At 33.7% G+C, this 18,659-nt stretch carries 13 protein-coding genes; 9 read left to right on the top strand and 4 right to left on the bottom strand.

Annotated elements, in window-relative coordinates; genetic code table 11:
- Window positions 1–10 precede the first annotated feature (10 nt).
- Window positions 11–1,582: a sodium:solute symporter family protein gene (locus AAGV33_RS01635; protein ID WP_373390158.1), complete on the top strand. Its 1,572-nt coding sequence runs from the start codon at window positions 11–13 to the stop codon at window positions 1,580–1,582.
- 189 nt (window positions 1,583–1,771) lie between these two features.
- Complete coding sequence (locus tag AAGV33_RS01630; protein ID WP_373390157.1) at window positions 1,772–2,452, top strand: PH domain-containing protein; 681 nt, start codon at window positions 1,772–1,774, stop codon at window positions 2,450–2,452.
- A gap of 100 nt (window positions 2,453–2,552) precedes the next feature.
- Here the strand turns inward: AAGV33_RS01630 and AAGV33_RS01625 are convergent, their stop codons facing one another.
- Together AAGV33_RS01625 and AAGV33_RS01620 are read right to left on the bottom strand one after the other, a co-directional pair.
- Window positions 2,553–3,932 (bottom strand): hypothetical protein, encoded by a 1,380-nt coding sequence (locus AAGV33_RS01625; protein ID WP_373390156.1) that lies wholly within the window; start codon window positions 3,930–3,932, stop codon window positions 2,553–2,555.
- A gap of 17 nt (window positions 3,933–3,949) precedes the next feature.
- A complete protein-coding gene (locus AAGV33_RS01620; protein ID WP_373390155.1) occupies window positions 3,950–6,295 on the bottom strand; it encodes a TonB-dependent receptor in 2,346 nt (781 codons plus the stop codon).
- 140 nt (window positions 6,296–6,435) lie between these two features.
- Here AAGV33_RS01620 and AAGV33_RS01615 point away from each other — a divergent pair, with 140 nt between their 5' ends.
- The 6 genes from AAGV33_RS01615 (at window position 6,436) to AAGV33_RS01590 (ending at window position 14,489) form a co-directional block, all read left to right on the top strand.
- On the top strand, window positions 6,436–7,509 hold the full coding sequence (locus tag AAGV33_RS01615) for a helix-turn-helix domain-containing protein (protein WP_373390154.1): 1,074 nt from the start codon (window positions 6,436–6,438) through the stop codon (window positions 7,507–7,509).
- Window positions 7,510–7,652: 143 nt separating this feature from the next.
- Complete coding sequence (locus AAGV33_RS01610; protein WP_373390153.1) at window positions 7,653–10,463, top strand: TonB-dependent receptor; 2,811 nt, start codon at window positions 7,653–7,655, stop codon at window positions 10,461–10,463.
- A gap of 68 nt (window positions 10,464–10,531) precedes the next feature.
- Window positions 10,532–11,527, top strand: a complete 996-nt coding sequence (locus tag AAGV33_RS01605) for a metallophosphoesterase (RefSeq protein WP_373390152.1) — start codon at window positions 10,532–10,534, stop codon at window positions 11,525–11,527.
- A 2-nt stretch (window positions 11,528–11,529) separates the two neighbouring features.
- The gene (locus tag AAGV33_RS01600) at window positions 11,530–12,585 is read left to right on the top strand and encodes a phytase (protein WP_373390151.1); all 1,056 of its coding nucleotides are present in this window, start codon (window positions 11,530–11,532) and stop codon (window positions 12,583–12,585) included.
- 480 nt (window positions 12,586–13,065) lie between these two features.
- Window positions 13,066–13,899: a hypothetical protein gene (locus AAGV33_RS01595; protein ID WP_373390150.1), complete on the top strand. Its 834-nt coding sequence runs from the start codon at window positions 13,066–13,068 to the stop codon at window positions 13,897–13,899.
- Window positions 13,875–14,489, top strand: coding sequence for a S41 family peptidase (locus tag AAGV33_RS01590; RefSeq protein ID WP_373390221.1), 615 nt, complete (start codon window positions 13,875–13,877; stop codon window positions 14,487–14,489). Before AAGV33_RS01595 ends, AAGV33_RS01590 begins: the two co-directional genes overlap by 25 nt.
- A 126-nt stretch (window positions 14,490–14,615) precedes the next feature.
- Here AAGV33_RS01590 and pckA read toward each other — a convergent pair whose 3' ends face one another.
- Together pckA and AAGV33_RS01580 are read right to left on the bottom strand one after the other, a co-directional pair.
- On the bottom strand, window positions 14,616–16,205 hold the full coding sequence (pckA, locus tag AAGV33_RS01585) for a phosphoenolpyruvate carboxykinase (ATP) (protein WP_373390149.1): 1,590 nt from the start codon (window positions 16,203–16,205) through the stop codon (window positions 14,616–14,618).
- A gap of 322 nt (window positions 16,206–16,527) precedes the next feature.
- Window positions 16,528–16,920 (bottom strand): DUF423 domain-containing protein, encoded by a 393-nt coding sequence (locus AAGV33_RS01580; RefSeq protein ID WP_373390148.1) that lies wholly within the window; start codon window positions 16,918–16,920, stop codon window positions 16,528–16,530.
- A gap of 365 nt (window positions 16,921–17,285) precedes the next feature.
- On the opposite strand from AAGV33_RS01580, the gene AAGV33_RS01575 reads away from it, so the two are divergent.
- On the top strand, window positions 17,286–18,644 hold the full coding sequence (locus AAGV33_RS01575; RefSeq protein WP_373390147.1) for a saccharopine dehydrogenase family protein: 1,359 nt from the start codon (window positions 17,286–17,288) through the stop codon (window positions 18,642–18,644).
- Window positions 18,645–18,659: the final 15 nt, after the last annotated feature.

Here is an 18,659-nt window from a genome sequence, read left to right as displayed (position 1 = left end):
TTTTTAAATTATGAATCAAGCTTCGTTACATTTTATTGATTATCTAATTATTGCATTGTCATTGGTACTTACTTTTTGGGTAGGGATTCGTTTTTCTAAAAAGCAAACCAATACACAACAATATTTTGCAGCAGGAGGAGATGTTCCAGCCTGGGCAATTGGAATGTCTATATTTGCCACATTAATCAGTAGTGTTACTTTTTTAGCTTATCCAGGAGAAGGATACAAGTCGAATTGGATTCTTTTGGTTCAAGGTTTTATGGTGCCATTGGTACTATTGTTTTCCATTCGGTTTATTGTGCCTTTGTATCGTAACGTAATTGGTTTAAGTGCCTATGAATATTTTGAAAAACGGTTCGGCTATTTAGCCCGGGTATATGGTTCATTAGGGTTTATTTTTGCTCATTTTTCTAAAATGGGTTCGGTATTGTTTCTTTTAGCCTTAGCCTTGTCATCTATGACAGGCGTTGATCCATTAGCAATAATTTGGGTTATAGGGATTGCTATTATTTTTATTACGCTTTTTGGCGGAATGGAAGCCGTAATCTGGTTGGATGTAATTCAAGGTTTTTTATTGATTTTAGGAGGTTTATTAGCCATCGGGGTGATAATTTTCAAAACCGATGGAGGTCTTGGAGCTATTGTAAATTATGCCGTTGATAATGATAAAATAGGGTTTGGGCCTTATGATTTTGATTTTGTCAATCTTACTTTTTGGGTAATGGTGATTAATGGTATCTTTTATGCTATTCAAAAATACGGTGCTGATCAAACCATTGTACAACGTTATCTTACCGCAAAATCAGACAAAGATGCAATAAAAGCTTCCATTATGGGAATTGCTATTACAGTTCCTGTTTGGACCGTTTTTATGTTTATAGGTACGGCTTTATTTTCTTTCTATGCTTTAAATTCAGGTTTGGGATTGCCAGAAGGAATCAAACCCGATGCAGTTTTTCCTTATTTCATTACTACCCAATTGCCTCCAGGATTAGTAGGCTTAATTTTATCAGCATTGATTGCAGCAGCCATTTCTAGTTTGGATGCCGATTTAAATTGTTTAGCCGCAGTAGGAGTGGATGATTATTATAAAAGAATTGTACCTAATAGTTCAGGAATGGATCAACTCCGAATGGGAAAAATTCTAGTTGTTCTGGCAGGATTATCAGCAATTTTAGTAGCTACTGTTTATGTATATTCTGGAGAAAACGAAGGAATTTTGTCAACAGTTTTCATGTTGTATGCTATCTTTTCAGGAGGAATTGCGGGAATGTTATTATTAGGACTTTTTGTAAACAGATCCAACAGAAAAGGATTGAATATTGGAATTGTTGCCTGCGTATTGTTTACAGGATATTCTTTGTTGACTTCTACATATACAGGTTCAGGTAATGACAGACATCTTTTATTAGATATGGGCGCTTACAATTTTACGCACCATAAATACATGCTAGGAGTTTACAGCCACGTTGTTTTGTTTTTTGTGGGCTGGATTGCTAGTTATTTCTTTCCAAAGGTTGAGGTGCCTAACAATCTTACTTATTACGGTTATTTAGAGAAAAAAAGAAAAGGATTGATTTAGAAAAAAAATAATAAATATGGAAAAGCCTTAGTTGTTTATACAAAATAACTAAGGCTTTTTTTGTGTAATTTTATCCAAAATATTTGTAAAGTAAAGTTGGAATAATTAACTCCTATTTATGAAATTAGGTCTTATTTTTGTAAAGTAAAAAATGACTATTTAACCAATTGAATATAAATCGAGTCTAAAATGAAAGATCAAATTAAAAAGTTTTTAAACGAGGAGCAAGATCCCAAGGCTATCGAAAAAATCACTTCAAAGCTGAATGATTTATTAATGAAAAATGAAGAAATAGGGTATATAGGAGTTCAGAAAAAACCAGCAATCACTGTTTTTCCGGATAGTATTGTTTTGACCAATAAAAGAATCATCATTTGCCAGCCTAAGAATTTAGGTCTTTCGATGGATTTTGTAGATTACACCTGGGATCAAATTGAAGGCACTTTTGTAAAAGAGAATATTTTAGGTTCAGAGTTTTCTTTTTCGACAAAAACGGATATGACAGTTTCGATTGATTATATTCCGAAAACCCAAGCCCGAAAGATTTTTACCTATGCTAAGGAACAATTGGATATTTTAAAAACAGGTTCTACCCAAAACCCAGTAGCTGCTCCTGAAGAAGTTGTTGAGGAAGTGGAAGAAATAGAAACTGAAGAAGTAACTCATTATGCTGAAATCATTCCAGCAGCTTCGAATTATGCTGAGCCTATACAAGAAAATACCGCTTCATCAGTAGAAAAACCTACAAGCGAATTGACGCAAGACGAACTTTTTGCCAAGCTTCAGAATTACAAAAAACTCCTTGATAACGGATTAATTTTGCAAGGAGAGTACGATGCTTTTAAGAAAGAGATTTTGAGTTTGATGTAAAAAAGGATAAGTTTTTTAAAAATCAAAATCCCGACAAATTAAAACTTGTCGGGATTTGTTTTTTATAATTATCAAGAAAAATAAATTTCAATTATTTTTCTTAGTAAGCACCTAAGTAGAAACTACCAGAAGCAGCTTTTAATTTAGCTCCTTTTGTAATAGCTTTAGTTTTTGTATTTACAATATAAATATTACCATCTTTTCCAGCAGGAGTTAATGGAAGATATACGTTGTCTCCAATAACACCAATGTTTTGGTATTGACCTAATGTTGTAGATAATCCTGCATCTGTTTCAATTTCGGTAGTTAATTTAGTAGCAGTTTTATCAGTTAGATTTACTAAAGCAACATATCCACCATCAGTACCTGAAATAGTATATAAAACTACAGCGATCCCATCCTTAACATATCTCCAAGCTTTAATTTGAGCACCGGTGATACTCAAAGCTGTATTCAAATTGAAATGGTAAGAAGCATCATAATCATTAGTTGTTTTACTGATACGTAAGATATCTGGACCACCAGTTGCAGTAGCTTGATAAACATGACCATCTGTACCCACATATTGTGTCATGGTACGGTAACCGTGGTTGTTAGTTTTTGTTAAAGTAGAAGTAATAACTTTAGGATTTCTTAATAAAGGATAATCTACTACTAAAGTTTTTGTACCATTAATGTTAGCAGCATCAGATGGCCATACAGGTAGGCCATTAGCATCGATAGTTGGAGCTTTTGTAGGGTCTACTTTACTTACATTACAACCAATATATAATTTGTTTTTAGCAGCATTTAATATAGGAACATCAATACGACTTACACCATAACCAGCTGCTCTTTCTTCATCTGTCCAAGGAAAATTAAATATAGCAGTATTAATAATATATGTGTCATTCAAATCTATTGTTGCAATTTTTACTTCACTATCTCTGTTTTTATAAACAAAGTTTGGGGCAGTTCCTTCATAAGTCAATGTTGCAGAACCTGCATAAACACCCACACCAATGCCTTCTGCTGCTTTAACCCAGCGAGGAGATGTTCCTAAAATAGAGGCGGTATTTACTTCAGAACCTACTTCTTCATATTTTCCTGCTCCCGAAACTTGGTATTTATTAAACACACCACCTTCTGTTCCAGTGTATTGAATATTGTATAAAAATTTACCATCTTCAGATGCTTGTACACGTGCAGTACGACTTGATTTTAAAGCAAAACCTTCAACATAAGCTGCTCCGTTCATTTTAAAAAGATCGACTTCATAGTCTGGGTTGGCAGCATTTTCTGGTGTGATAGCATAGGCACGTGTACCTCCATTACCTGGGGTTCCAGTTGCGTCAGGAAAAGACCCTGTTAATGAAATCCAACGTGTACCGTCATCTATTGGATCAGTTCCTGAATCGTTGTTGTTATCATTACTACAGCTGCCTAATGTTAAGGCTGTAATGGTACTAAATAATACTATTCTAAATAGATTTTTTTTCATGATATTTATTGATTTGATTATAAAAATTTACTAAAAGTGTAATTCAATTTGAAATAGATTCCTCTACCGGGTTTTTGTATTTGAAAATTATCATAGATTTCAGCGTTAAACAGATTTTTTATATCTATACTAGCTACTAATTTCTTAGAAGGAAAACGGTAACTTGCACCTAAATCATGTATAAATTGGTTTGGAGTTAAAGACCAGTCAGGTTGTCCCCACACGATGTAATATTCACCTACATATCCCATCGTGTAATATGCGTTAAGTATGGATTTCTTTTGGAAAACATCATTAAATCGGTATTGACAGTTGGCGTTAACTGTAAAATAAGGTTCGTTAGGTACTTGTTGACCAAAAAAGCTATGTGCCTCACCATTATTGTCTGTTTCCTGTTTGAATACATTATTGAATTTGGAAAAATTCAAAGAAGCATTTAATCTATTGTTATAGATGTAGATGATTTCCGCTTCAAAACCTCTTGATTGTGTTTTACCAAGATTTACATATCGGGTGGTTTGGATGTCGGCATCCTCTTCTTCAAATTCAGGATCTGATGCATCAACTACTTGTTGCGTAATTTTATTAAAACCATTACGCCAGAATGCATTGGCATAAAACGAGATTTTATGCTTACCAAAATCCAATGCTCCATAACGGAAGCCTAAGTTGTAGTTAACGTTTTTTTCTGGATCTAAACTAAGATTTGGTAAAATATTGATTTCAGGAGCTCCAAATAATTGATTTTCAGTAGGCATGATATAAGAGTTCTCTGTTGTGCCAATAATAAAAAGATCGGGAATTATATTGTAAGAAACTGTAGCTCCGTAACCAAAATTATAATCCGTTCTAGTCGTGTCTTTTTTAACTATTGTATTTGCACCTCCGTTAGATACGATCTCATATCTTGTTTGATCGGTACGATTGTTTGTGTATTTTCCTAAAATATTAGTTCTTACTTTTCGATTAAAAGTTTCTGCTTCATAATTCATTGAAATAATATGCTTAGAAACAATACTTTTAGTCGCCAGGTCTCTAGCACCTGGATTCAATAAATCTTCATCTTTTCTATCTGTTGATTCATATTTGTGATTCAATGAAATACGATGCCCGTGAGTAATCATATACCCTAAATTAGAACGGGCATTGGTTATTTTTCTATCGGTATTGGTGATGGTTTTTGGCCCTTGTTGCCCTCCTTGAAGTGTATTTAATGGTATATGTATTGTTTCAGTTACTGGTATTTGATTACCATTTGCATCTGTTGTTGATTGTTCATTACCATTTTCATCAAGAACAGGTATTAAGACAGGTCTGGTTCTTACTTTTCCATCCCAGTTATAAGCAAGTCCAACCGTATCTTGAATGTAGGTACTTCTGTTACTTCGTACTGCATTAATATTTAAAGCCAAGTCTTTTAATAGAAAATCTTTTTTAGTGTAATTTAGGATTAAAGCATGTGCATCAGTTTCATTAAATCGACCCACATAAGGTACTGCCATTGTGGTTCCATGAGGAATTTCAGTATAGTTACTGGATCCATTGTATCCAATAAAAAATTGATCGGCCCATTTGGTATCGGTAAAACCAACTTCAAAACGTCCTCCAAAAGATTTATAGTCGTTGTTAAATCTTTTTGCTCGATACGGTCTAATAATCTCTTGACCTTGATTCACGTATGTTGTAGATCTACCCCATGTTTCATAACTATTGTCAGTGTATGTATAAAAACCTGAACCTCTAAAAGAAATCCCTGTTTTTTTATCACGATAGGTTGCGCTTAAATCGGACTGGAAAGTATTGAATGACCCATAAGATACAGCAGCAGTAGCATTGTTTTGAGATACATCTTTTTTCAAAACTACATTGATAGCACCACCAACATAATCTCCAGTTAAATGAGAAGGTAAAATTCCTTTGTAAACTTCTATACGCTCAATCATTGAGGGAGGTATGTTGTTTAGATTGAAAGATGAACCAAAAGTAGAAACTTCGATTCCATCAAGAAATATACCTATAGTACTTCCAGACATCCCATTAAGATTGTACTCAACATTAGATCCTAATCCTCCATTTTGTCTTACACGAACCCCAACGGATCGGTCGAGTAATTCATTAGTAGTTAAATTCCTTAAAGATGCTTCCTTAGTTTCTATAACATTAACAGCAAAACCGCTAGTTTCTACTTTTTGCTTATGTGATTTCCCTTTGATACTTACATCTTTTAACTCTTCCGCTTCTTCTAAGTCTTTTTTGATTTTCTTTTCTGTTTTCGTCACTTTTTCATTCGCTTTTTTTTCTTGTGAAAAAACAGCGAAGTAAAGTAAGAAAATTACCGTAGAAAAAAGTAGTTTTGTGTTCATTATTAGATTAATATGTATTTTTATTGAAAATCTATTCTTAATTAGATTTATTATAAATAAATTTGTGCAAAAATACTATCAGCATCCAGAAGATGAATAGGGAAAAACGGATTATTACTTTGTAAAAACGGATTATTATTTTGAAATTCAAATCGAAAATTTTAGGACATCAAGAACCTCTCATATTAATTGAATTGGGTGATTTTTACAATCAGAAAAGTCATTTTATAGAAGAAAGAATGACTATAAAAAATGATAAGATCGAAGAAATTACTATTCATAATCAGATTACGGAAGGGATTTTAATTCTGGATACTAAAATGTTTCTTTCCAGTCCGCAAACTATTCAAAACGAAATTATTGGCGAGTCGATAGTAATGAATTTTATTTGTTCTGATAATATAGAAACTCATATTGATGAAGTAGAAAGCGAACAATTTTCAACCCAAAACACGCACAATATTTTGTATGCTTCTAAGTTAAATGCTACTTTTAAAATTCCTGCTTTAGAAGAAATAAATTACCTGTCGATTATTCTATCTCCTGAGTTTTATTCTAAATTGATTAATGAGGACTGGGCGCTTCACAAAAAATTCTCTGAAAATATCAATCAGAAAAAAACAGGATATTTAACTCCTAAATATGCTCCTTTTACTTCCGGAATTCAGTGGGTTATTCACGAAATTAAAAACTGTACTTATCAGGGTGCCATGAAAAAAATGTATATAGAAGCCAAGATTAAGGAGCTTCTTATTTTTCAATTGGATTCTTTGATGGAAAAAACTCAAACTAAGGAACAAATAAGTGAGGAAGAAAGAAATAAGCTGTTGAAAGCCAAATTAATTTTAGAAAAAAATTTTACAAATGCGCCTTCTCTTGCGGAACTTTCGAGATTAATATCGCTCAATGAGTTTAAATTAAAAAAAGGTTTTAAAGCTTGTTTTAATGTTACTATAAAAAGCTATGTTACCCAACTCAGGATGGAATATGCTAAGGATTTATTTAAAAACGAAGTCTCAAATGTAGGTGAGGTAGCGTACAAATGTGGCTATAAAGATGTATCGCATTTTTCGGCAGCCTTCAAGTTTTTCTACGGATTTACTCCTGCCAGTTTTAGAAAAATTAATCTTGGAGCAAAAATATATCTTTTGTGTTGGGACTTTTTTGATATTTTTTATCTAGACTTTCTTTCCGTTGATTGTTGCTTGGCTTAGCCATTTTTCTGTTTCTAATGTTATCTTATTGTAATCAAAATCTTTTATTTAGTCTGGATTGATAACAATAGCTTAATTTTTTTCGGTGTTTAAATTAATGGTTGACGCCTAGTTTTGCCTCAAAATTAATTAAAACAAGAACAATGAAAAAAAATTATTTAGTCGTGATGTTTTTTTTACTAGCACTAGCTGGTTATGCCCAGAGAGGGGTTATATCTGGAAAAGTGCTAGATGGCGATGACAAAATGCCATTGCCAGGTGCGATGCTTCAATTAGAAGGAATGAATAAATATACCATTTCTGATTATAACGGACGTTATGAATTCTTAAATGTGCAGGAAGGTTCTTATACTGTTAAAGTAACTTATATAGGATATGCTGCGGGTTCAGCTACACTTACAGTTGCTAAAGGTGTAAATGCAGTTCAAAATTTTGCTTTAAAAGCTTCAGGAACAGAATTGAATGAAGTAGTTGTGGGTGATATCTTAAAAGGTCAAGCCAAAGCCTTAAGTCAACAAAAACACAATAAAAATATTGGAAACGTAATTTCCTCAGATCAGGTAGGACGTTTTCCAGATGCTAATATTGGAGATGCCTTGAAACGTGTTCCCGGTGTTACTATGCAAAATGACCAAGGGGAAGCCAGAAATATCATCATTAGAGGTTTAGCGCCATCATTGAACTCAGTAACTTTGAATGGAGACAGAATTCCATCTGCTGAAGGAGACAATAGAAATGTACAAATGGATTTAATTCCGTCAGATATGATTTCGACTATCGAAGTAAATAAAACTTTAACTTCTGATATGGATGCGGATGCTATTGGTGGTTCGGTTAATTTAATTACCAGAGCGACTCCTAATGGAGAAAGAATTTCGGCTACTGTAGCGGGAGGTTTTATGCCAATTCGAGAAAAAGCAACTTATACTGCTGGTTTGGTTTACGGAAATCGTTATTTCAATGATAAATTTGGAGCTGTTGTAAGTGGTTCTTATAATAATGTAGATTACGGTTCAGATGATGTTGAAAACGAATGGACAAGAGATGAATTTGGAAACGAATATTTACAAGCTTCAGAAATTAGAAGGTATGATGTACAGCGTATTCGTAGAAGTGGATCGATAGCTTTAGATTATAAATTCAATGAAAACAATACCATTTTTGCTAATGCAATTTACAACTGGAGAGACGATAGAGAAAATCGTTTTAGAACGACTTATGATGATATCGAAGCTATTTATGATGGAGAAAACATCGTGGGTTATGAAGGACGTGTAACTCGTCAAACTAAAGGTGGAGTGGATAACAACCGAAATAAAAACAGAAGATTAGAAGATCAACGTGTACAAAATTATTCACTTCGTGGAGAGCACTTAATCAACTCTAAACTGGATTTAGACTGGTCAGCTAATTATTCTAAAGCCAGAGAATACCGTCCAGGCGAGCGTTATTTAGATTACCGTCAAACAGGTATTGCTATGACTCAGGATTTTTCAGAACACAAATTTCCTTTAGTAACATCTTCTGGAGAAGCATTGAATGCTCTAGAATTTGATGGATTGTCTGAAAACACAGATGAGACTACAGAAAGTGAATTTGGGGCCAAAGTAAATATCCGTGTGCCTTTTAGTATTATTCCAAGTGAAAAAGGAAGATTTAGAACAGGTCTTAGATTGAGAATGAAAGAGAAAATGAGAAACAATATTTTCTATACTTACGATCCAATCAATAACAATATGGCTTCGTTATCTGATGTTCCAACAAGCTTTTTTGATGGAAAAGGATTTAATCCAGGAGAAAAATATGTAGCAGGAACTTTTGCCTCAGCAAATTATTTAGGAAATCTAGATTTGAACAATGCTAGTTTATTCGAAAAAGAAGCAGATCCATCAGAGTATTTAGCAGTAAATTATAATGCTAAAGAAAATATTTATGCAGCTTATGTAAGATGGGATCAGGATTTTAATGATAAATTATCAATGGTGTTAGGAGTTCGTTCAGAAACAACTCATATTGATTATTCTGGAAATCGTGTATTAGACGAAGAAGAATTAGAAGGCGAAATCACTACAACTAATAATTATACTAATATTTTACCAAGTATTACATTGCAATACAATGCTACTAAAGACTTGATTTTAAGAGCAGCGGCAACTACAGCTTTAGCAAGACCTAATTATTACGCATTGGCTCCGTTTGTGAATAACATTGCTGCTGATATGGAAATTACTGCTGGAAATCCAGATCTTGATGTTACTTATTCTTATAATTATGATTTCATGGCTGAGAATTATTTCAAATCAGTTGGTTTGATTTCAGGAGGTGTTTTCTACAAAAGATTAAATGATTTTATCTACAACTACAGCGATAACCAATATACAACAGCTAAGTTTGCTACTGATTTTCCAGATCAAAGCAACCCAATTCCAACAGGTGAAAACTGGTCATTTGTACAATCTAGAAATGGAAAAAGCGTAGATGTTTACGGATTTGAAGTTGCTTTACAACGTCAGTTGGATTTCTTTGAAAGTAAATTTCTAAAAAGATTCGGAGTGTATTTGAACTATACCTATACTAAATCAGAAGCAAAAGGAATTGCGGATGAAGACGGAAACGAAAGAAGAAACATCAGTCTTCCTGGAACAGCACCACACATGTTCAATGGTTCATTATCATGGGAAAACAAACGTTTCTCAGCCAGAGTTTCTACTAACTTTGCTGCTGATTATTTAGATGAATTAGGAGCTGATGACTACCAGGATAGTTATTATGACAAACAATTTTTCTTAGATGCTAATGCTGCTTACAAAATCACGCCAAACATTCGTCTTTTTGCAGAAGCCAATAACTTAACAAACCAACCGTTACGTTATTACCAAGGTGTTGAAGCTAATACAAAACAAGCAGAATACTATCAGGCACGTTTTAACTTTGGTTTGAAATTTGACTTTTAGTACTAACATAATAATTTAGAATAAAGCTGACAGGATTATTTGATCCTGTCACTTTTTCGTTTAAAAAAATGATGAAAAATAAAATTTATAGTATTTTCTTTTTACTGCTTTGTGTCATTGCAACAGCGCAACCCAAAGAAGAAAGAGAACTTTCAGGATATCAGGGCGGATACATTCCGGAATTGCAAACCTTAAGCAAGAGTTTGAATTTTTTATTAATGGGTGATTTTGGTCGTTACGGACAGTTTTTCCAAAAAGAAGTAGCGCAACAAATGGGGAAAGCAGCTGCCACCATCGAGTCTGATTTTGTGGTTGCAGTAGGCGATAATTTTTATCCTAATGGTGTGCAAAGTACTCAGGATTATTCCTGGATTGCTTCTTTTGAAAGTATCTATACCCATTATAATTTACAAGATCCATGGTATGTAGCCTTAGGAAATCATGATTATCGCGGCAACATTCAGGCTCAGATTGATTATTCTAAACTCAGCCGCCGTTGGCACATGCCATCTGCTTATTTTTCTAAAACTTTCGAATTGAAAGATGGAAATAAAGTATTGATGGTCGTGATGGATACTTCGCCATTTATTGATAGTTACCATGAAAAGGGATCGGATATGTATGAGAACATTATTGCTCAGGATACCACTGCTCAAAAAAAATGGATTGAAAAAGAATTAGCTAACACTGATAAATCTATCAAGTGGAAAATTGTAGTAGGACACCATCCATTATATAGCGGAGGAAAACGAAAAGACAATCCTGATACTAAGGGTTTTGAAAAGAAATTTGCTGCTATGTTTGATAAATATAAAGTAGATGCTTATTTCTGCGGTCACGAACATGACTTGCAAATTATAAAACCAAAAGGACGTTACACTACCCAATTTTTGTCGGGTACAGCTTGCGAAGTCCGTCCTACAGGAAGTAGAGAGGGAACTTTATTTGCTGCACAAACAGCTGGTTTTATGACTTTCTCCTTAAATGATTTGAATTTATTGGCACAAGTAGTAGATGTTAACGGAAAAATAATTCACACCACAACAATTAAAAAAACGAAATAAAAATGAACACAAAATATATAGCCATTGCCCTTTTAGGATTAACAGTAGCCTCTTGCGGCAGCAAATTGGCAGCAGTTAGAAAAGATGCTTTAAAACCAGCAGTAGTCACACAAGCATTACCTCATGATACTGATGATCCTGCTATCTGGATCAACCCTGCAGATGCTACAAAAAGCATTATTATTGGTACTGATAAAGATACCGATGGTGGGTTGTATGCTTTTGATTTACAAGGGAAAATCATCAAGAAATCTATTGTGTTACAAAGACCAAACAATGTTGATATTGCTTACGGATTAGTAATAAATGGTAAAAAAGTGGACGTAGCTGTTACCACTGAGCGTGAAACCAATAGCATTCGTGTGTTTAGTTTGCCAGATTTAGAACCAATAGATAATGGTGGAATTGCTGTTTTTGAAGGCGAAGCAATGCGTGCGCCAATGGGAATTGCATTGTACACACGCCCTAGTGATCAGAAAATTTTTGCTGTTGTAGGTAGAAAAAATGGTCCGTCGGGAAGTTATTTATGGCAATACGAATTGACCGATGTAGGTAACGGAAATGCTGGTGCCAATGTGGTGCGTAAATTTGGTAACTACAGCGGCAAAAAAGAAATTGAAGCTATTGCCGTGGATAACGAATTAGGTACTATTTTATATTGCGACGAGCAATTCGGAATCAGAAAATATGTTGCTGATCCAGCCGCTAAAAACGATACTGAATTAGCACTTTTTGGTCAAAAAGATTTTAAATCAGATAATGAAGGAATTGCCATTTATAAAAAGTCAGCTACCGAAGGGTATATTTTGGTTTCCAATCAGCAAGCCAATACTTTTATGGTGTATCCAAGAGAAGGAGCCAATGGAAATCCAAATGAATATCCATTATTAGCCGAAATTCCAACTTCTACCGTAGAATGTGATGGCGCCGATGTAACGAATGTTAACTTAGGTGGAGCTTATAAAAACGGACTTTTTGTAGCCATGAGCAACGGAATGACGTTTCATTATTACAACTGGGATAGCATTCAGCAACTGATTGATGCAGCTAAAAAGTAAATTAGTTTTTAACCACAGATTACACAGATTAGCACAGATTATTTTCTGTGTAGTTTACTCTTTTTTAATTCTTGAAAACTCTCTGCTGGCAGACAGTTCTGTGGCTTTTATAAAAATCAATAGAAACGGGTTTTAACCCGTTTTAAAATTAAAATATTTAATAGGCTTTAGCCGAAATCTACATAAAGATTTGGCTAAAGCCTTATTGTTTTACAAATCATAATCATCTGGCTAAAGCCAGACGCAATTGATAAAAACGTCTATATCCAGAAACTAGAAATCCAGCTTGAAACCTTGAGAGAAATAATGCACAAATAATATAATGAGCTGAATTTTTGTAGGATTTATTTATATATTAGCAAAAAAAATAATATGCTATAAATTAGCTGCAATCTACCCGAATTTAGGTGTATAATAGTGACTATGTTATTACTATATACAAGTTGTGTGCAATTTTTGACAAACATAACGCAGACTAAAATGAAACTATTTTACACTTTAATAATTCTAATTTTATCGTTAAACTTAAATGCTCAAAATTGTAAATGCGAGAATGAGTTAAATTTTGTCATAAACTATTATGAAGAAAATCTTCCTGGATTTATTGATAATGTTGATGACAAGAACTTAAAATTCTACAAAAAAATTAAAAAAGAATTAATAGAACAAACAAAAATTTACTGTAATAAAGAAACTGATTGTTATAAAATTCTTTTAAAATATGTAGAGTTTTTCAAGGATAATCATTCTTCAATATATCAGAATAGCGAAAATATTGATGATACAAATAATGAAAATGTAGAAAATTTTTTAAACTCAAATATTTATAAAGAAAGAGAAGTTATTGATTTAAAATTTCAACCAAAAAATAAAATTGAAAGAATTGAAAATGTATATGAAACAGAAGATGGAACTTATAGAGTAGCAATAGTAAAAAATAAAAATACTTTTAGAGATTATGTCGGGATTATTATTAATTCAAAAACTCTTTTGTGGAAAAATGGTCAAGTCAAGTTCGAACTAAAAAAAGTAGGTAACAATACATTTGATATGTTTATGTATTTACGTAACCATTCAATAAAATATTATACAAATGTTAGGCTTAAAGATGGCGTTTTAAATGACAGTTGGTTTAATATAGAATTAAAAAATAAAAAATCTTATATCTTAATCGTCGAAAGAGAACTGATTTTTAAACAAATAGACAGTGAAACAAACTATTTGTTTATACCAACTTTTAGTGGTAATTTGTATGCAAAGATTAATGAGTTTTACAAAAAAACGATTCAATCATTCAATCAAAACCTTATTTAATTATTGATGTTAGAAATAATGGAGGTGGTAGTGATGCTTGCGTAGGACCATTATTAAAGTATATTTATACAAAGCCATTTTATGACGATAATGTTGATGTTTACTCGACAAAAGAGAATATCCGAAAAAGTATCGAATGGTATGAACAAAACAAAAATGACACAATAAATTTTGACAAAAAAAAATTTAAAGAAATAACAGATGAGATTGAAAACATGAAATCTGTGCCAAATAAAACCTTTATAGCGAGAAGCAAAGGTGAAATAATAAAACTTGACTCAATTTTTGAAAACCCTACTAAAGTTGCAATAATAATGAATAAATATTGTGCAAGTTCTTGTGAAACACTTTTGTTTTGGGCAAAAGAAAGTGATAAAACAATTTTAGTTGGCGAAAATTCTGGTGGTTATGTTGGATACGGGGAAATAAGCGAAGTTAATACACCAAATTTCAATTTTGAATTAGGTTGCACAATGACACGATATAATAAACAAAGAGAATTTGAAGTTATTGGAATTAGTCCTAAATATTATTTAACCAACCAAAAAGACTGGATTGAACAAACAATTGAACAATTGAAAAAAGAATAAAACAGTGTCTTGTCCTAAAATAGGTTTACACTTTTGTGTAAACCTATTTTAGGACAAGACAGTCATAAAAAACCAAAACCCGACATAAATACTTGTCGGGTTTTCTGTTTTATAAAAAAGAAGAATTTACACTTCAGGAGCTCCCGCAAGAATTTCTTCATTAGCATACGACTCAAATTGTAAAAAATTTGCTTTGAATTTTTGAGCTAATTCTATTGCTTTAGTATCGTATAAGTTTTTGTCTTCCCAGGTGTTTCTGGGATTTAAAATTTCGGCAGGAACTTCAGGACAAGATTCAGGAATAGCCATTTTAAAAACAGCGTGATTGTGATACTTCACATGGTCTAGTTCGCCGTTTAAAGCCGCTGTAATCATAGCGCGGGTGTATTTTAATTTCATTCGGTTTCCAGTGCCGTACGGACCTCCCGTCCATCCGGTGTTGATTAACCAAACTTTTACATCGGCATCTTTCATTTTTTTGCTTAACATTTCGGCATATCTTGTAGGATGCAAAGGCATAAATGGCGCTCCAAAACAAGCCGAGAAATTAGGCTGAGGTTCGTTGATTCCTGCTTCGGTTCCAGCAATTTTTGCAGTATATCCCGAAATAAAATGATAAGCCGCCTGACCCGGAGTCAATCGGGCAATAGGAGGGAAAATCCCAAAGGAATCAGCAGTTAGGAAAAAGATATTTTTAGGATTGGTACCAATAGAACCGGGCTGAATGTTATTGATAAATTCAATAGGATAGCTCACTCGGGTATTTGGCGTAATCGAAATATCGGTATAATCGACCTCATTTGTATTTTCTTCTAAAACTACATTTTCTAGTAACGCTCCTTTTTTAATGGCTCTAAAAATATCAGGTTCGTTTTCTTCATTCAGGTTGACAACTTTGGCGTAGCAGCCACCTTCAAAATTGAAAACAGTATTTTCGCTTGTCCAACCGTGTTCGTCGTCACCAATTAATTTTCGGTTTGGATCAGCAGAAAGTGTTGTTTTTCCAGTTCCTGATAATCCAAAGAAAATAGCGGTTTCTCCATCTTCTCCCACATTGGCACTACAATGCATCGATAAGGCATTTTTAAAAACAGGAAGTATGAAGTTTAAAGCAGAGAAAATCCCTTTTTTCATTTCGCCTGTATATCCAGTTCCACCAATGATGATGGCTTTTCGGGTAAAATTTAATATCGCAAAATTTTCCTGACGTGTTCCATCCGTTATAGGATCAGCTAAGAAACTAGGAGCACAAATTAAAGTCCAATCAGCTATAAAATCAGCCAGTTCTTTTGCTTCTGGTCTGAGAAACATATTGTAGCAAAATAAATTCGCCCAGGGTGTTTCAGTAATCACACGAACATTCAATCTATAATTAGGATCAGCACATACATAAGCATCTCTAATAAAGATTTCTTTATTTGATAAATAGTCGGTTATTTTAGTGTATAAAGCGTCAAATTTTGCAGATTCAAAAGGAATATTGATGTCGCCCCACCACACTTCGTTTTCAGTAATGCTGTCTTTTACAATAAAGCGATCCTGAGGCGAACGACCTGAAAATTTCCCCGTATTAATAGCTAAGGCTGCTGTTGCAGTTTCAGTTCCTTCTCCACGACTCAAGGTCATTTCGTGCAATTGGTCTGGCGTTAATTGATAGTGAATTTTGGCGTTTTTAATTCCGATATTTTCGAGTGAAAGAGGATAATTAGTATTCATGAGTAATTGAATTTATTGGCTTTTAGCTTTCTATAAAGATAAAACATCTGTACTAAGTAATGGCTAAATTGATAAGCTTTTTGGATGATATTTTGACAATATTCTACAGATTAGCAAGGATTATTTTCTACTTAGTTTAAAATCTTTTTAATCCATTAAATCCGTGGCAAAACTTTTTATTTACTTAGAGTCTGTTTAGATTTATTAAAAAAATAAATTTTATTTCCCTATCCCTAAAGGGTGGAAAATTTATTCAAAATTCATCAAAATTACACCCTTTAGGGATTTGGGGAATTAATTTTGATGAATTTTAAACAGGCTCTTAACTTTTATCTGATTTTTTTATGATATTAAACAGCAAAACTGTCCAGGCACTGATTAATAATAGTCCTCCAATAGGTGTTACGGGACCAATGAATCTAAAGTCAATAGGAGTAAGGTTATTTGTTGCTAATAAATAAATGGAACCCGAGAATAACAGCACTCCCGAAAGCACTAAATTATAAATGATGTTTTTTGCTTTCAGAGTTAAATTCGGAATTAATCCAATGAATAATAAAAACAAGGCGTGATACATTTGGTAACGAACTCCCGTTTCAAAGGTGGCTAATTGTTCGATGCTGAGTACTTTTTTTAGTGCATGAGCGCCAAAAGCACCTAAAATTATGGCAATCATTCCGAGTAAAGCCGCTGTTGAAATTGTTTTTTTATCCATTTTTGTTCAGTTTAGGTTCTATACAAAAGTATTCGAAATCAAAGGATTTTAAAAGGTTTTTGGAGGATAGTTTGCCGCTTATTGTGCTAAAGTTTTGTGAATTTTGTTCGAGAAATTTGTTTCGCAAAGATTCGCAAAAGTTTCACAGAGTTACGCAAAGATTTTTAAAAAAATTAATTGTTTTCAGAGAAATTAGTGCAAATGAGTTTGTTTTAAAATCAAAAAAATAAAGGTTTTAAAAATCTGCAACCCGAGTGATAGCGAATAGGCGAAGCAATCTGCGGTTTTTTTTTATCCCATTATTTAATAGCTGTCATTTGGCTTAGCGCAAACATTTCCTTATTTTTGAGTTCTATTTTCCAGCTATGAGAGATATTTTAATTATTGGTGCAGGTCGGTCCGCTTCTTCGCTGATTGAGTATCTTTTGGAAAAATCTGAAAAAGAGCAATTGCATCTTGTAATTGCCGATTTGTCTTTGGAATTAGCTCAAAATAAAACCAATAATCATCCTAATGCCACTCCAATTGCTCTGGATATTTTTAATAAAAACGAGCGAAGAGCCGCCATTGAAAAAGCCAGCATTGTCATTTCGATGTTGCCGGCGCATTTACATATCGAAATTGCAAAAGACTGTTTACTTTTTAGGAAAAATTTGGTCACTGCTTCCTATATCAGTGATGCAATGAAGGCGTTGGATGCAGAGGTGAAACAGAACGGACTCATTTTTATGAACGAAATGGGATTAGATCCCGGAATCGATCACATGAGCGCCATGAAAGTAATTGACGAAATTAGAGAAAAAGGCGGAAAAATGCTTTTGTTCGAATCTTTTTGTGGCGGACTCGTAGCTCCTGAATCGGATACTAATCTTTGGAATTACAAATTTACCTGGGCACCTCGAAATGTGGTTTTGGCGGGACAAGGAGGTGTGGCTAAATTTATTCAGGAGGGAACGTACAAATACATTCCGTATGATTCTTTGTTTCGACGAACGGAATTTTTAGAAGTTGAAGGTTACGGTCGATTTGAGGCATATTCGAATCGGGATTCTTTAAAATACAGAAGCATTTATGGTTTAGATGACATTCTTACTTTATTTCGCGGAACAATTCGTAGAGTTGGTTTTTCCAAAGCCTGGAATATGTTCGTTCAACTCGGCATGACTGATGATTCTTATGTTATGGAAGATTCCGAAAACATGAGCTATCGCCAGTTTATCAATTCGTTTTTGCCGTATCACCCGACTGATTCGGTAGAGATAAAAACTCGTTTGATACTCAAAATCGATCCCGACGATATTATGTGGGATAAATTATTGGAGTTGGATTTGTTCAACGATAAGAAAATCGTCGGACTTAAAAATGCCACTCCAGCCCAAATTTTAGAAAAAATCCTCAATGACAGTTGGAAACTCCAGCCCGATGACAAAGACATGATTGTGATGTATCACAAGTTTGGCTACGAAATCGACGGCGAAAAAGTCCAAATGGATTCCCAAATGGTTTGCATAGGACAAGACCAGACTTATACCGCGATGGCAAAAACCGTTGGACTGCCTGTTGCCATGGCGACTTTATTAATCCTAAACGGAAAGATTACAACTCCCGGAGTGCAACTCCCAATCTATAAAGAAGTGTATTTGCCAGTTTTAAAAGAATTGGAAGAATACGGAGTTGTTTTTAAGGAACAAATGCTGCCTTATTTGGGGTATAAGTATAGTTGATGATTTGGGCGTTTC

Source organism: Flavobacterium magnesitis (assembly GCF_041729735.1).
GTDB lineage: Bacteria > Bacteroidota > Bacteroidia > Flavobacteriales > Flavobacteriaceae > Flavobacterium > Flavobacterium magnesitis.
The sequence above is the reverse complement of the archived record's forward strand: the minus strand, read 5'-3'. Positions and strand labels throughout refer to the sequence as shown.

Coding starts and splice junctions, on each gene's coding strand:
- AAGV33_RS01630 (WP_373390157.1), top strand. CDS start 1,772: ATGAAAGATCAAATTAAAAAGTTTTTAAACGAGGAGCAAGATCCCAAG.
- AAGV33_RS01580 (WP_373390148.1), bottom strand. CDS start 16,920: ATGGATAAAAAAACAATTTCAACAGCGGCTTTACTCGGAATGATTGCC.
- AAGV33_RS01625 (WP_373390156.1), bottom strand. CDS start 3,932: ATGAAAAAAAATCTATTTAGAATAGTATTATTTAGTACCATTACAGCC.
- AAGV33_RS01610 (WP_373390153.1), top strand. CDS start 7,653: ATGAAAAAAAATTATTTAGTCGTGATGTTTTTTTTACTAGCACTAGCT.
- AAGV33_RS01600 (WP_373390151.1), top strand. CDS start 11,530: ATGAACACAAAATATATAGCCATTGCCCTTTTAGGATTAACAGTAGCC.
- AAGV33_RS01620 (WP_373390155.1), bottom strand. CDS start 6,295: ATGAACACAAAACTACTTTTTTCTACGGTAATTTTCTTACTTTACTTC.
- pckA (WP_373390149.1), bottom strand. CDS start 16,205: ATGAATACTAATTATCCTCTTTCACTCGAAAATATCGGAATTAAAAAC.
- AAGV33_RS01605 (WP_373390152.1), top strand. CDS start 10,532: ATGATGAAAAATAAAATTTATAGTATTTTCTTTTTACTGCTTTGTGTC.
- AAGV33_RS01575 (WP_373390147.1), top strand. CDS start 17,286: ATGAGAGATATTTTAATTATTGGTGCAGGTCGGTCCGCTTCTTCGCTG.
- AAGV33_RS01635 (WP_373390158.1), top strand. CDS start 11: ATGAATCAAGCTTCGTTACATTTTATTGATTATCTAATTATTGCATTG.
- AAGV33_RS01595 (WP_373390150.1), top strand. CDS start 13,066: ATGAAACTATTTTACACTTTAATAATTCTAATTTTATCGTTAAACTTA.